The sequence below is a fragment of the Nocardioides daphniae genome (genome assembly GCF_004777465.1).
Lineage (GTDB): Bacteria > Actinomycetota > Actinomycetes > Propionibacteriales > Nocardioidaceae > Nocardioides > Nocardioides daphniae.
Window position 1 is genome coordinate 2,593,824 of record NZ_CP038462.1, and the last position, 14,153, is coordinate 2,607,976.

Genomic DNA, 14,153 nt, shown 5'->3' on the forward strand with positions numbered 1-14,153 from the left:
TACCCACCGCACATGAGACGCGGAGACACACGCACACAGTGGTCAGGGCGCTCCTCAGGCGGGCGCGTTCACCCGGCGTCGGACAGGGCGGCGGCCAGCGGAGCGGCGAGGTCGCCGACGCCTCCCACCTCGACGCTGTCGCAGCCCACCCAGGCGGCCGCGCGGCGCAGCTCGGCGGCGAGCTGCACGGCGGTCTCGCCCGGGGCGTACGCCTCGGCGAAGGCCCCGGGGACGCTCAGGACGCCGCGGCGCCGGTCGGCCTTGAGGTCGACGCGCGCCACCACCCGGTCGCCGAGCAGGAAGGGCAGCACGTAGTAGCCGTGCACCCGCCGGTGCGCAGGCGTGTAGATCTCGATCCGGTAGTGAAAGTCGAAGAGCGCCTCGGCGCGCTCGCGGTGCCACACCACGGGGTCGAAGGGGCTCAGCAACGTGCGGGCTGCGATCCGGCGCGGGAGCCGTGCCCCGGTCGCCAGGTAGGTGTCACGCCGCCACCCCTCGACGGTGACCTCCTCGGCCTCGCCGCTCTCGACCAGGGTGCGCAACGCCGCCCGGGTCGGGCCGACGCCCATCCGGTAGTGGTCGGCGACGGTGGTCGCGGTGGCGACGCCGTGGGAGCGCAGGGCGCGGCGTACGAGCTCGAGCTCGGCCTCCTCGCGCGTCGGGGTCGGCGCCTCGAGCACCCGCGCCGGAAGGACCCGCTGGGGGAGGTCGTAGAGCACCTCGAACGACCGGGTGCGCCCGGCGATCGCCACCTCGCCGGTGAGGTAGAGGAAGTCGAGCACCTTGCGCGCCTGAGACCAGTTCCAGCCCCAGTGCTCCTTGGTGCGCGTGGCCCCCAGGTCGGCCTCGAGGTCGCGAGCGGTGACGGGCCCGCGCTCGGCGACCGCGGCCAGCACCTGCGGCTCCAGCATCGGGTCGGCCCCCATCCCCCACTTGCCGCGGCGGGCGCGGAACTCCGCGCGACGGTGGTGCATCGCCGGCCAGAGCTCGACGGGCATGTACGCCTGCACGTGCGCCCAGTACTCGACCAGGCGACGGTCCCTGGCCCCCGAGGAGGCCCGCTCCAGCAGGGCCGGGTCGAAGGGGCCCATCCGCGCGTAGAGCGGCATCAGGTGGGCGCGCGCGAAGACGTTGACCGAGTCGACCTGCAGCACGCCGGTCCGGGCAACGACCCGGTCGAGGGTGCGCATCGTCGGGGTGGCGTGGGGTGGGTCAGCAAAACCCTGGGCAGCGAGCGCCACCCGCCTGGCCTGGGGCAGGGAGAGGCTCTGGAGGGCGCGTCGCGGGCTCCGAGACGTCACGGCAGGTCGAGGATCTTCTCCTTGACCGCATACATCACGGCCTCCATGCGCGAGTGCAGCTGCAGCTTCTCCAGCATGTTGCGCACGTGGTTCTTGACGGTGTTCTCGGAGATGAAGAGCACCTTGGCGATCTCGCGGTTGTTCATGCCCTTCGCGACCAGGCGCAGCACCTCGAGCTCACGCTCGGTCAGGCGCAGGCGTGGCCCCTGCTGGTGCTCGGGGCGCGACATCTGCTTGAACTCGTCGATCAGCTTGACCGCCATCGACGGGGAGATGAGGGACTGGCCCTCGGCGACGACGCGGACGCCCTGCGCGACCTCCTCGATGGAGGAGTCCTTCAGCAGGTAGCCGGCGGCACCGCCCTTGACCGCCTCGTACAGGTCGGCCTCCTCGTCGGAGACGGTGAGCATGATGACCTTGGCCGACGGGGTGGCCTCCTTGATCGCTCGGCACGCCTCGATGCCGGTGCGCTTGGGCATGCGCACGTCGAGCAGCACGACGTCGGGGGCCAGGGCCATCGCCATGTCGGTGGCGGCGACGCCGTCGGACGCCTCGCCGACCACCTCGATGTCGGGCTCCTGGCTCAACAGCATCGTCAGTCCGCGGCGGAAGAGCTCCTGGTCGTCGGCGATGACGACCCTCACTGCTCCTGCACCCGTTGCTTCGTCGGTCACGCGGTCATCATGTCAGACGAACCACTCCCCGAGGCGTGGGCGACACACCCCGGGGGAGCTCGGTGCCTCAGTGGCGGAGGATCACTCGCTCACGTCGAGCGTGATGACTCCGTAGTCGTAGCCACGGCGGCGGTAGACCACCGAGGGTCGTTCGGACTCCTTGTCGACGAACAGGTAGAAGTCGTGGCCCACCAGCTCCATCTCGTAGAGGGCCTGGTCGAGGGTCATGGGGGTCGCCTCGTGGGACTTCTCGCGCACCACGAGCGGTCCGTCACCGGTCACGGTGATGGGACCGACCTGTCGCTCGGTGACCTCCTCGGCGTCGGTGTCGGGCTCGGGCGCCTGCACCCCGGCGAGCGCCTCGGCCACCGACACGGGCGTGTGGCGGCCACGGTGGACGCGGCGACGGTCGGCCGCCTTGCGCATCTGCGCCGCCATCTTGTCCAGGGCGAGGTCGAGGGCAGCCATCTTGTCCTCGGACGCCGCCTCGGCGCGGATCACCGGGCCCTTGGAGAAGGCGGTCAGCTCCACCTTCACGGCCCGCTCGATCTGACGGGGATTCTTCTCGTGGGAGACCTCGACGGCCACTCGTTGAATGCGGTGATCGTGCTTCTCGAGCCGTGACAGCTTCTCAGCGGCGTGCTCGCGGAACCGATCCGAGACCTCGATGTGCCGGCCTGTGACCACAACGTCCATGTGAACCTCCCGATTCAGTGAAATCACCTGCGATGACTGACGACCACCGGCCGGGAGGGCACGGTGGTCGGCAGATGGTGGAGTCCGTCCGGCCGACCTGGTCTTCGTCCCCACAGCCGCCTGCTGAGGCTCTCGCAGCTCAGTGCCACTACCCACCTTCTCCCGACGTCCGTCGTGTCTGACGACGGGGCCGAGGCAGGACTTACTTCTAAGCCGCACCGTGATCAGCGGGCCCTCGACGAGAGCGCGCCTTACGTGGGCCGTTTTGCCTGCGACTGGCATCGGCTTGCCGTCCAGGACGCCCCGGACGACGCAACCACGGACCCGAACGGACTCCATGCACAGACGTTAGCCCCCTTCTCCCAACGGCGTAAGGCGACCGCCTGATCCGTCCGACAGGCGACCCCCTTCCTTCCGCTCATGCTCGTCGTGGGGCTGGCGTACGCCGTGGCACCGCGGCGACGACGGCTGCTCCGAGCGGGCCCGCGCCGACCGCCACGAGCGCCCGACGGGCCTCCACCAGCGTGGCTCCCGTCGTCACCACGTCGTCACAGAGCACCAGCAGCGGGGCCGGGTCGAGGCGTGCGAGCCTGGCCAGCCCCGGTGAGGGGCAGTGCATCGACCCCACCAGGTTGGCGGCGCGCTGGGCGGCCGTCAGCCCTCCCTGGTCACGCACCCCGCCGCGACTGCGCAGCAGTGCGTGCACGCGTACGTCGTGCCCCTGCCCCCGCAGCTGCCGCGCGGCCAGCCGCACCACCCGTGCCAGCGGGTCGTCGCCCCGAGCCCTGGCAGCGCCCGGCGACGACGGCACGGGCACCAGCACCGTGGGCCGGGCCGGCGCCGGGGGACCGTCGGCGAGCCCGTCGCAGATCAGGGCAGCAACCGAGGCCGCCAGGCGCTCGCCCAGGAAGGGCGCCACCGCGGTCCGCCCGCGCTCCTTGTGGGCGACGACCGCGCGGGCCAGGAGGTCGACGTACTCCCCCGAGGTCCAGCAGCGCGGAAAGCCGGCCGGGTCGGCCGGGGCCGGGTCTGCCACGGCTGCGGCAGGGCCTCGACGCAGGCCGGGCACACGGGTGGACCGGGCGCCGAGCAGCCGGCGCAGGAGCTGCCGAGGACCAGGTCGAGCCAGGCGGCGTGGGTGGAGAGCATCGCCCCAGCCCAGCAGCCGGGCGACGGTCGAGGTCAGGTCCAGCCGCTCGTCTGTGGATGGGCCGGACGTGGGGAGGGGCCGCGGCTCAGCCGACGAAGCCGAACCAGCTCGGTCCCTGCCCGGGCGTCGGGAGGTCCCGCGCGGCTTGGCGAGGTCGAGGATCTGGTCGGCGGTCACGACGTAGGTGCCGTCGCCCTCGACCGGCGAGGAGACGAGGCGGCGCGCCTCCCCGCGTACGCGGGTGGCGGCGTTGGTGCCGCGCTCGCCGGGGGCGCCGTCGACGCTGAGCAGCCTCACCTGCGCCAGGTCGGGGGTGACGCTGCCCAACAGGGCCAGGGTCACCGGGAACGCCAACCGATGTCGGTCACGCGCCGGGCGGCGTCGCCGCGTCGGGCGATGGCGCGTGCCCGGGTGAAGCGCGGGAGGCCACCGGCCGGGGAGTGCTCGATCCGGCTCACCACCAGACGGTCCTGGGCCGGGCCGCGGACCACGGCCACCAGGCGGGAGGAGTCACGCGAGACCAGGAAGAGCGTCACGTCCTCGCCGCTCACCCCGGGCACGTCGACCTCGACGGGGTCCTCGTCGGGGCCCATCACCTGCACCCGCGCGCCCGACGGCGCCCGGTCGACGAACCAGACCCGGCCGGAGAAGTCAAAGACCGGACGCAGCAGGCCGCTGGCCCCGGTGAGCACGGTGTCGGGGGCCGCGCCCTTCTCCAGGACCGCCCGCACCGCGGACCGGCCGTCGGAGCTGACCCCGACGGCGCGGGTGCCGTCCAGGCTGACCCCGACCGCGGACCCCCACCTCGCCGGCCCCGAGTGCGCCGGCCGTCGGGGAGAAGTTCTCGAAGTCGCCCCGGACCAGGCGGCCGCCGACCAGGGCGAAGAGGTCGCGGCTGGAGCTGACGCCCAGGGGGCTGAACGACAGCCCCGACTGCACCGCCACCTCGCGCACGCCGTCGTCCAGCGTCACTGCGCGCTCGTCGACGGTGAGCCGGACCTGCTTGACCCGCGGCACCTGCCGCAACGTCCAGGTCAGCTGGGCCAGCATCTCCTCGGCCGCGCCGGAGTCGAACGTGCCCTCGACGTCCTCGACGACGACGTCGGCCACGCCGTCGGCGTTGATCGGCACCGAGTTCATCGCCAGCCGTCCGCCCGACGGCAGGGCGCCACGGGAGACCGCGGGTCGGGCGCCCCCGCCAGCAGGCCACGGACCAGGGCGGTCGCCATCTGGTCGCCGCCCGGCACGTGCACCGGCTCGGGCACCAGCAGCGTCCCGCTGGGGTCGAGGAAGTAGAGGGAGGCCGGCTGGAAGCCGTCGGCGAACCACGACTCCGGGACCACGAGCGCGTCAGGAGCCGCGTCGATGCGCCACTCCTCCCCCTCGATCACCATCGGGAAGCTCAACGTGGCCTGCCCCGCGGGCAGCCGGCGCTGCCAGGCACCACGGTGGTCGTAGCGGTGCGCCTCGACCAGCGGCACCCGCACCCGGGTCAGCCCGACCGCCGGGCCGAAGTCGGAGTAGGTGATCGTGCCCTTCTCCGGCGACCAGGCGCGCTGCGCCCGCTCGGTGAGGAACTCCGAGGCGACGCTGGTCTTCACCGGCGTCGCCTTCATCGCCTCCAGGAAGCCGAGCACGATCTCCTCGGGGTCGGCCCCACCGACCGGTGGTCGGGGGTCGTAGAAGCCCCCGGCGTCGTCCTCGTCGGTGGTCTGCGGGTCGACGCGCACGAGCGGCCCCTGGGTGGGCATCTGCACGCAGGCCGTGAGGACGCCCAGGCCGAGCAGCAGCACCAGCGCGCCGACGGCGCGGCGCGCGCGGGAGGCAGCGGCGTACGCGTGGCTCATGCGCCGACCTCCGCATCCTCGGGCACCAGGGGCAGCGGGCTGTGCCGCAACGGCTGCCCGAGCGTACGCGGCAGCGTGAGGCGGAACTGTGCGCCGGCGCCCTGCCGTCCCCACGCCTGGAGCCAGCCGCCGTGCAGGTGGGTGTCCTCCAGCGAGATGGAGAGCCCCAGCCCGGTGCCGCCGCTGGTGCGGGCGCGGGCCGGGTCGGCGCGCCAGAACCGGTTGAAGACCATCGCGGACTCCCCCGGAGCCAGCCCGACGCCGTAGTCGCGCACCGTCAGCGCGGCGGCGCTGCCGTCGGCGCCCAGCGTGACCACCACGTCGCTGGAGTCGGCGTGGTCGATGGCGTTGGTGACGAGGTTGCGCACGATGCGCTCCACGCGGCGTACGTCGGCCTCGGCCAGGCAGGGGCGCTCCGACTCGCGCACCACGACGCGGGTGTTGCGGCGCTCGGCCATCACCCGGGTCGCGTCGACCACGCGGTAGACGACGTCGAGCAGGTTGACGTCGTCGGCCTCGAGCACGGCGGCGCCGGCGTCGAAGCGGCTGATCTCCAGCAGGTCGCTGAGCAGGACCTCGAAGCGGTCGAGCTCGGTCTGCAGCAGCTCGGCTGCGCGCGCGGTGACGGGGTCGAAGTCGGCCCGGGCGTCGTGCAGCACGTCGCCGGCCATCCGCACTGTGGTCAGCGGCGTACGCAGCTCGTGCGAGACGTCGGAGACGAAGCGGCGCTGCAGGCGGCTGAGCTCCTCGAGCTGGCGGATCTGGCGCTGCAGGTTGGAGGCCATCTGGTTGAACGAGATGGCCAGGCGCGCCAGGTCGTCCTCGCCGGTGACCCGCAGGCGCTCCTGCAGCTGGCCGGCGGCGAGCCGCTCGGCGACCCGCCGGGCCAGCCTGATCGGGTTGACCACCTGCCGGGTGATCAACCAGGTCACGCCCGCCACCAGGAGCACCAGGAAGGCCGCCGCACCGAGCAGGGCCCGACTGACCAGGCCGAGCGTCGCCTCCTGGTCGGTCAGCGGGTAGAGGTAGTAGAGCGTGTAGGTCTGGCCGTCGGCCGGCAGGGTCACCTGGGAGGCGACGACGATCCCGGGGCCGGGCTCCACGCGCGCGACCGGTCCCATGGTGCGGATCTCGGTGTAGGTCCACGCGCTCGAGCGGGGTTCGGAGAACTCCTCCACCATCGAGTCGGGCACGCTGGACTTGTCGAGGTTGCGGGAGAACTGGACGCCGCCCCCGGCCAGGTCGGAGCCCTGGCCGACCGGGGGCGAGAGCACGACGGCGAAGCCGCTGGCGGCGCCCCGGGCGATGATCGGCTCGATCAGGTCCTCGCGCTGCCCCGAGGCGTCGACGTCGGTCCCGGTGGCGAAGCTGAGCCGGTTGCGGGCCTCGGCGGTCTCGGCCGCGGCCTCGGCGAGGACACGGTCGACGCGCTGGTCGAGGAGTCCGTCACGCGTGGTGCGCAGCAGGAACCAGCCCACGGCGCTGCCGACCACCAGGCACAGCAGCACGGTGCTGGCGACGACGCGGGCCTGGATCGACCGGCGCCACGCGGTGAGGAACCGCCTCACACCACCCGAGAACCGGGCGAACGCTCTGCGCAGCGGCATGGCGCCTGCTACGACTTGCCGGCCCTGTAGCCGACGCCGCGCACGGTCAGGACGACCTCGGGGTTCTCCGGGTCGTGCTCGACCTTGGAGCGCAGGCGCTGGACGTGGACGTTGACCAGGCGGGTGTCGGCGGCGTGCCGGTAGCCCCAGACCTCCTCCAGGAGGACCTCACGGGTGAAGACCTGCCAGGGCTTGCGCGCCAGGCAGACCAGCAGGTCGAACTCCAGCGGCGTGAGGTTGATCTGCTCCTCGCCGCGGGTCACCTGGTGGCCCGGGACGTCGATGCTCAGGTCGCCGACGGTCAGCGTCTCGGAGTCGGGCGAGTCGAAGCGGCGTACGCGGGCCCGGATGCGGGCGACCAGCTCCTTGGGCTTGAACGGCTTGACGACGTAGTCGTCGGCGCCGCTCTCCAGGCCCAGGACCACGTCGACGGTGTCGCCCTTGGCGGTCAGCATGACGATCGGGACACCGGACTCGGCGCGGATCTCCTTGCAGACGTCGATGCCGTCCTTGCCGGGCAGCATCAGGTCCAGCAGGACGACGTCGGGACGGTACTCGCGGAACGCGGGGACCGCCTGGTCCCCCCGGGTGACCATGCGGGAGTCGAAACCCTCCTGGCGCAGCACGATGGTCAGCATCTCCGCCAGCGAGGCGTCGTCGTCGACGACCAGGACGCGCCCGCGCGCGGGTGCGTCCTGGTGCGTCTGCGTCATGCCGGACATTGTGCCAGTCACACGGCCCCGAGGGGTCCGCTCAGTAGCGGTAGTGCTCAGGCTTGTACGGACCCTGCACGTCGAGGCCGAGGTAGTCGGCCTGCTCCGTCGTCAGCGTGGTCAGGTTGACCCCGAGGCTGGCGAGGTGGAGGCGGGCGACCTCCTCGTCGAGGTGCTTCGGGAGCACGTAGACGCCGACGGGGTACTCCTCGAGCTTGGTGAAGAGCTCGATCTGGGCGAGGACCTGGTTGGTGAAGGAGTTCGACATCACGAACGAGGGGTGGCCGGTGGCGTTGCCCAGGTTCATCAGGCGACCCTCGGAGAGGATGATGACGGCGTTGCCGGCGGGAACGTGAACAGGTCGACCTGCGGCTTCACGTTCTTGCGGACGATGCCGTCCCACGCCTCGAGGCCGGCCATGTCGATCTCGTTGTCGAAGTGACCGATGTTTGCCGACGATCGCGTTGTGCTTCATGCGCGACATCTGCTCGGCGGAGACGACGTCCTTGTTGCCGGTCGCGGTGATCACGATGTCGGCGATCGGGAGGGCGTTCTCCAGGGTGTCGACCTGGTAGCCGTCCATGGAGGCCTGCAGCGCGCAGATCGGGTCGATCTCGGTGACGATGACGCGGGCACCCTGGCCACGCAGCGACTCGGCGCAGCCCTTGCCCACGTCGCCGTAGCCGCAGACCACGGCGACCTTGCCGCCGATGAGGACGTCGGTGGCGCGGTTGATGCCGTCGATCAGCGAGTGGCGGCAGCCGTACTTGTTGTCGAACTTCGACTTGGTCACCGAGTCGTTGACGTTGATGGCCGGGAAGAGCAGGTTGCCTTCCTTCATCATGTCGTAGAGGCGGTGGACACCGGTGGTGGTCTCCTCGGTGACGCCCTTGATCTCGTTGGCGACCTTGGTCCAGCGGTCCTTCGACTCGGCCAGCGAGCTGGCGACGGTCTGGAAGACGATGCGCTCCTCGACCGAGCCGGCGGTGGCCGGGTCGGGCGCGACGCCGGTCTTCTCGGCCTCGACACCGAGGTGGACGAGCATGGTGGCGTCGCCGCCGTCGTCCAGGATCATGTTGGCGAACTCGCCGTTGGGCCACAGCAGGATCTGCTGGGTGCACTCCCAGTACTCCTCCAGCGTCTCGCCCTTCCAGGCGAAGACGGGCACACCGCTCGGGTTGTCGACGGTGCCCTCGGGGCCCACGACGACGGCGGCAGCAGCGTGGTCCTGGGTCGAGAAGATGTTGCACGACGCCCAGCGCACCTCGGCGCCGAGAGCGACGAGCGTCTCGATCAGCACCGCGGTCTGGATGGTCATGTGGAGCGAGCCGGCGATCTTCGCGCCGGCCAGCGGCTTCGAGTCGCCGTAGCGCTCGCGCATCGCCATGAGGCCGGGCATCTCGTGCTCGGCGAGCTGGATCTCGGTCCGGCCGAAGTCGGCCAGGTTCAAGTCTGCGACCTTGTAGTCCATCACTACCCCTCGTCAGTGGCTCTTCTGTGCTGGTCCGGAGTCCCGGACCAACGTCCCCTCCGACGACGAGCGTAGAACCGGCTCCCGACAATCACGCAATCCACGGAACGGGCGCGCAGGACGCCCGAGCCCCGCCTCAGGCGAGCGTCGGTCTCGAGCCCCGGACGAGACGTCCGGTCAGTGGGACGGACCGGGGGTGTCGGCCCCCGGCGTACCGCCCTCGGAGCCACCCGCGGCGGCGAGGTCCTGGGAGCGGTGGGCCTTGCCCCGGGCCGCTGCCTCGGCGTGCTCCTCGTCCTTGCCGTGGCCGAAGGGCAGCAGGTGCAGGACCAGCACCACGACGGCGCCGACGACGAGGCCGAAGACCGCCGAGCAGGCCGTGTTGACCAGCCACCCGACGGCGCCGGCGGCGACCGGGACGGCGTCGTGCGCGGCCACCTCGAGGTGGTGCACGAGCTCGTAGGGGGCGTGCCAGCCGAGGTCGTCGAGGCCCACGAGCAGGATGTGTCCACCGACCCACAGCATCGCCACGGTGCCCACGGCACCGATCGTGGCCAGGACGCCGGGCATCGACTTCACCAGTCGGCGGCCGAAGCCGCGGCCGAAGCCCGAGCGCGCCTTGGTGGCGAGCATCAGGCCGAAGTCGTCGGCCTTCACGATCAGCCCGACGATGCCGTAGACCAGCAGGGTGATGCCGATGGCCACGACGACCAGGATCATCGCGCGCGACAGGAAGGGCTCGTCGGTGACCTCGTTGAGCGCGATCACCATGATCTCGGCGGAGAGGATCAGGTCGGTGCGGATCGCCCCGGAGACCATCTTCTTCTCCTGCTCGGGGCCGATCTCGGTCGCGAGGACCTCCGGCTCGGAGTGGCCGAAGAACTTCTCGTAGATCTTCTCCGCGCCCTCGAAGGCGAGGAAGGTGCCGCCGAGCATCAGGATCGGGGTGAGCAGCCACGGCAGGAACTGGCTCAGCAGCAGCGCCGCCGGGAGGATGAAGCAGAGCTTGTTGACGAGCGAGCCCTTGGCGATCTGCTTGACGATCGGCAGCTCGCGCTTCGCCGCCAGCCCCTGCACGTACTGCGGGGTCACGGCCGTGTCGTCGATGACCACGCCGGCGGCCTTGGCGCTCGCCCGCCCGGCCGCGGCACCCACGTCGTCGATGGAGGCCGAGGCCACCTTCACCAGCGTGGCCACGTCGTCGAGCAGTGCGAAGAATCCGCCACTCATGGGTTCACTCCCCCGTCAGTCCGATCTGCAGGTAGGCGGCGGCGTACCGCCCCTGCAACAGCAGTGATGCGTAGCGTGCCAGCTCGCTGGTGGCGCCGGGGTCGCAGGTCAGCGTCTCCACGCGTACGCGGCGCTCCCCCGCCGCACGGACCAGTCGGTCGCGCTGCTCGGCGACGACGGGCTCGTCGCTGCCGTCGTCGAGGACCACCAGCACCGGCGGCAGGCTGGCGGAGTCGCTCTCGAGCGGGTCGTCGAAGAGGTCCTGCAGCGGGGCGGACTCGAGCACCGGCAGCAGGTGCTCGGCGTCACCGGCGATCGCGGAGACACCGGTCGCCCGGCGCAGCGACTCGGCCACGCGGCGTGCGGCCCGGGCGGCGAGCACGGTGCCGCCCCAGACCACCGGCGTACGGTCGGCCAGCGCGATCGCGAGCAGCTTGGCGGGGTTGACCGAGAGGTCCTGGTGGGGCGAGCAGACGGTGGCGACGTGGTCGAGCGCGCCGGCGACGTCCTCGACGTCGGTGCGCGGCCCCAGGTCGACCCGGTCGAGGAACTCCAGCATGACCACGGCGGCGGCGGACTGGTCACCGGTGACGATCGGCAGCAGGTGGCACCAGCGGCCCTCGGCGTGCTCGGTCACCAGCGACTTCTCGGGCGCGGCGACCACCACCTGGGCGCCGCGACGCAGCGCCTCGGTCACCGCCAGCGCGGAGCCGTGGTCGGAGCCGTCGGGAGCGAGCACCACGACCAGGTCGAGGCTGCCCACCCAGCCCGGCAGTCCGGGCATCGGCCAGGCCACGAACGGCACCGGGCACCACGGCTCGAGCACGGCCCGCAGCAGGCGCGAGTCGGGACCGGCGGCCACCACGGCACGGGGCCGGTCGGCCTGGTGGCGTGGGCGACGGCCCGCTCGAGCGCGTCACCCACCTGCACCCGGTCACGTCGCACCCGGGCGCCGGCCTCGGCCAGCGTCCGCAGCATCGGGTCGGCGCCGGCGAGCACCCGCTCGTCGTCGAGTCGGGCCTCGTCGAACCAGGTCGTCACGGGTCGCCTCAGGCCGGCTTGCGGGCCTCGTCGACCAGCAGGACGGGGATGTCGTCGCGCACGGGGTAGGCGTACCGGCAGCCCGTGCAGACCAGCTCCTCGCCCTCCACGGCCAGGTCGGCGTGGCAGGCCGGGCAGACGATGATGTCGAGCAGGGCAGGGTCGAGGTTCATCAGTTGCTCCTGATCGTGGAGAGGACGGCGTCCCGGATCTCGGCCATGGTGGCCTCGTCCTTGCCCTCGGAGTTGAGGCGGAGCAGGGGCTCCGTGTTCGAGGCCCTGACATTGAACCACCAGTCGGCGTGCGTGACGGTGAGGCCGTCGAGCTCGTCGACCTCGACGTCGTCACGGCCGGCGTACTGCTCCTTGAGGCTGGCGAGCACGGCCGCCTGGTCGTCCACGGTGGAGTTGATCTCGCCCGAGGAGGGGTAGCGCTCGTACTCGGCCATCAGCTCCGACAGCGGCAGGTCGGTCTCGGCGAGCGCCGCCATCGCGTACAGCGCGGCGAGCATGCCGGAGTCGGCGCGCCAGAAGTCGCGGAAGTAGAAGTGGCCCGAGTGCTCGCCACCGAAGACCGCGTCGGTCTCGGCCATCGTCGCCTTGATGAAGGAGTGGCCGACGCGGGTGCGCACCGGAGTGCCGCCGAGCTCGGTGACGATCTCGGGGACGGCACGCGAGGTGATCAGGTTGTGGATCACGGTGGCGCCGGGGTTCCTGGCCAGCTCGCGGGCCGCGATCAGCGCGGTCAGCGTCGACGGCGAGACCGCGCGGCCCTGCTCGTCGACGATGAAGCAGCGGTCGGCGTCGCCGTCGAAGGCGAGCCCGATGTCGGCCTTCTCGGCCAGCACGGCCTGCTGCAGGTCGACCAGGTTCTCGGCCTCGATCGGGTTGGCCTCGTGGTTCGGGAACGTGCCGTCGAGCTCGAAGTAGAGCGGCACCATCTCGACCACGCCACCGATCTTCTCGAAGACCACGGGGGCGGTCAGGCCGGCCATGCCGTTGCCGGCGTCGACGACGACCTTGAGGCCGCGCCCGCGCACCGGGGAGAGGGTGAGCAGGTGGTCGGCGTAGGCCGACAGCACGTCGGTCGAGGAGATCTCGCCGGGCGTCCCGGCCTCACGGACGGTGCCGGCGGCGACGATGTCGCGGATCTCGGCCAGGCCGGTGTCGAGACCCACCGGCTGGGCGCCGGCGCGGCACATCTTCATGCCGTTGTACTGCGCGGGGTTGTGGCTCGCGGTGAACATCACGCCCGCGTGACCCAGGTGGCCCGAGGCGAAGTAGAGCTGGTCGGTGGAGGCCAGGCCCACCATCACGACGTCCGCACCGGCGGTCGAGGCCCCCTCGGCGAACGCCTGGGCCATGCCCGGCGACGAGGGGCGCATGTCGTGGCCGACCACCACCGTTCCGGCGCCGGTGACCTGCACGAACGCGTTGCCGGTCGCCCGGGCCAGGGTCTCGTCCATCTGGTCGGGAACGGTGCCGCGGACGTCGTACGCCTTGAAGATCGCGTGGAGGTTCGCGGGGTCCAGGGTCGGGCTGCCGGAAGTCATGGGCGGGAGCCTATCGGCCACCGCACGGACGGTCAGTCCGTGGTCAGCACCCGCAGGTGTCCGCGTCGCACGCCCTGCGAGGGATCGTCGGCCGGGTGCACGTGCGGCGCCGGCTCCGGCGGTCGTGCGGCCTCGCGCACGGCATCGGCCAGCGCGAGCAGGTCGTCGTTCGAGGGCCCGGGGTCGCGCAGGTCGTGCGCCAGCCGGAGCACCTCCCACCCACGGGGGGCGGAGAGCCGCTCGCTGTGCTGCTCGCAGAGGTCGTACGCGTGCGGCTCGGCATGCACCGAGAGGGGTCCGAGGACGGCCGTCTGGTCGGCGTACACGTACGTCAGCGTGGCGACCGCAGCGCGACCGCACGCGGTGCGCGAGCAACGACGGGCGGGATTCACACCGCAGACGTTACCCCGCAGCCGGCGCCGCGCCGTCTAGGCTCGCGGCATGGAGATCGTGCCGCGCCGCACCCGTGACCGGCGCGGTCGCGGCATGCGCGGGCCGGGCGTGCTGCCCCGCGTGCCGGGCACCCCCGCCCTGCGCACCGAGCGGGAGCGCTTCGACGCCCTGGTGCTCAGCGTGGTGCAGGTCGTGGACGGGCGCTGGCACGACCGGCTCGGCCTGGTGGAGTACGCCGTCGAGGACACCCCGCTGGTGCCCGACGACTGGGACGACGCGGGCGTCCCGCTCGCCTCGGTGGTCCGTGGATCGGGGGCCACGCCGAGCCGGCTGGTCCTCTTCCGACGCCCGCTCGAGCACCGCGCCGACAACCGGGAGGAGCTGCGCGCGCTCATCCACACGGTGGTCGTGGAGCAGGTGGCCGAGCTGCTGGGGATGGACCCCGACGACGTCGACCCGCGCAACGACTGAACGCTGC

The 14,153-nt window shown here is 72.0% G+C and carries 15 protein-coding genes and 1 pseudogene; 1 reads left to right on the forward strand and 15 read right to left on the reverse strand.

Features of this window, described 5'->3' with window-relative positions; genetic code table 11:
• Positions 1-68 precede the first annotated feature (68 nt).
• The 15 genes and pseudogenes from E2C04_RS12760 to E2C04_RS12830 form a co-directional block, all read right to left on the reverse strand.
• A complete protein-coding gene (locus E2C04_RS12760; RefSeq protein WP_229721665.1) occupies positions 69-1,301 on the reverse strand; it encodes a winged helix-turn-helix domain-containing protein in 1,233 nt (410 codons plus the stop codon).
• Complete coding sequence (locus E2C04_RS12765) at positions 1,298-1,975, reverse strand: response regulator (protein ID WP_202977790.1); 678 nt, start codon at positions 1,973-1,975, stop codon at positions 1,298-1,300. The genes E2C04_RS12760 and E2C04_RS12765 overlap by 4 nt, the downstream gene beginning before the upstream one ends.
• 81 nt (positions 1,976-2,056) lie before the next feature.
• Positions 2,057-2,671 carry a ribosome hibernation-promoting factor, HPF/YfiA family gene (hpf, locus tag E2C04_RS12770; RefSeq protein WP_135832877.1) on the reverse strand — a complete coding sequence of 205 codons (615 nt, stop codon included), beginning with the start codon at positions 2,669-2,671 and terminating at the stop codon, positions 2,057-2,059.
• A 418-nt stretch (positions 2,672-3,089) separates the two neighbouring features.
• Positions 3,090-4,163 (reverse strand): ComF family protein, encoded by a 1,074-nt coding sequence (locus E2C04_RS12775; protein WP_135832878.1) that lies wholly within the window; start codon positions 4,161-4,163, stop codon positions 3,090-3,092.
• On the reverse strand, positions 4,160-4,600 hold the full coding sequence (locus E2C04_RS12780) for an LpqB family beta-propeller domain-containing protein (protein ID WP_135832879.1): 441 nt from the start codon (positions 4,598-4,600) through the stop codon (positions 4,160-4,162). The genes E2C04_RS12775 and E2C04_RS12780 overlap by 4 nt, the downstream gene beginning before the upstream one ends.
• Positions 4,601-4,853: 253 nt before the next feature.
• Positions 4,854-4,961: pseudogene (locus E2C04_RS22370) on the reverse strand (hypothetical protein); the annotation flags it as partial.
• Positions 4,958-5,668, reverse strand: a complete 711-nt coding sequence (locus E2C04_RS12790; RefSeq protein WP_135832881.1) for an LpqB family beta-propeller domain-containing protein — start codon at positions 5,666-5,668, stop codon at positions 4,958-4,960. The pseudogene E2C04_RS22370 and the gene E2C04_RS12790, both read right to left, overlap by 4 nt.
• On the reverse strand, positions 5,665-7,275 hold the full coding sequence (gene mtrB, locus E2C04_RS12795) for an MtrAB system histidine kinase MtrB (RefSeq protein ID WP_135832882.1): 1,611 nt from the start codon (positions 7,273-7,275) through the stop codon (positions 5,665-5,667). Before mtrB ends, E2C04_RS12790 begins: the two co-directional genes overlap by 4 nt.
• Positions 7,276-7,283: 8 nt before the next feature.
• Positions 7,284-7,988, reverse strand: coding sequence for an MtrAB system response regulator MtrA (mtrA, locus tag E2C04_RS12800; protein WP_135832883.1), 705 nt, complete (start codon positions 7,986-7,988; stop codon positions 7,284-7,286).
• Between the two features lie 40 nt (positions 7,989-8,028).
• Complete coding sequence (gene ahcY / locus E2C04_RS12805) at positions 8,029-9,459, reverse strand: adenosylhomocysteinase (RefSeq protein ID WP_238694276.1); 1,431 nt, start codon at positions 9,457-9,459, stop codon at positions 8,029-8,031.
• A gap of 177 nt (positions 9,460-9,636) precedes the next feature.
• A complete protein-coding gene (locus E2C04_RS12810) occupies positions 9,637-10,689 on the reverse strand; it encodes a DUF808 domain-containing protein (RefSeq protein ID WP_135832884.1) in 1,053 nt (350 codons plus the stop codon).
• 4 nt (positions 10,690-10,693) lie between these two features.
• On the reverse strand, positions 10,694-11,551 hold the full coding sequence (locus E2C04_RS12815) for an SIS domain-containing protein (RefSeq protein ID WP_238694277.1): 858 nt from the start codon (positions 11,549-11,551) through the stop codon (positions 10,694-10,696).
• Between the two features lie 187 nt (positions 11,552-11,738).
• Positions 11,739-11,903, reverse strand: coding sequence for a Trm112 family protein (locus tag E2C04_RS12820; protein WP_135832885.1), 165 nt, complete (start codon positions 11,901-11,903; stop codon positions 11,739-11,741).
• Positions 11,903-13,282, reverse strand: coding sequence for a phosphomannomutase/phosphoglucomutase (locus E2C04_RS12825; protein WP_135832886.1), 1,380 nt, complete (start codon positions 13,280-13,282; stop codon positions 11,903-11,905). Before E2C04_RS12825 ends, E2C04_RS12820 begins: the two co-directional genes overlap by 1 nt.
• A 32-nt stretch (positions 13,283-13,314) precedes the next feature.
• Positions 13,315-13,674 carry a DUF3499 domain-containing protein gene (locus E2C04_RS12830; RefSeq protein ID WP_135832887.1) on the reverse strand — a complete coding sequence of 120 codons (360 nt, stop codon included), beginning with the start codon at positions 13,672-13,674 and terminating at the stop codon, positions 13,315-13,317.
• 49 nt (positions 13,675-13,723) lie between these two features.
• On the opposite strand from E2C04_RS12830, the gene E2C04_RS12835 reads away from it, so the two are divergent.
• On the forward strand, positions 13,724-14,146 hold the full coding sequence (locus tag E2C04_RS12835; RefSeq protein WP_229721663.1) for a metallopeptidase family protein: 423 nt from the start codon (positions 13,724-13,726) through the stop codon (positions 14,144-14,146).
• Positions 14,147-14,153 lie beyond the last annotated feature (7 nt).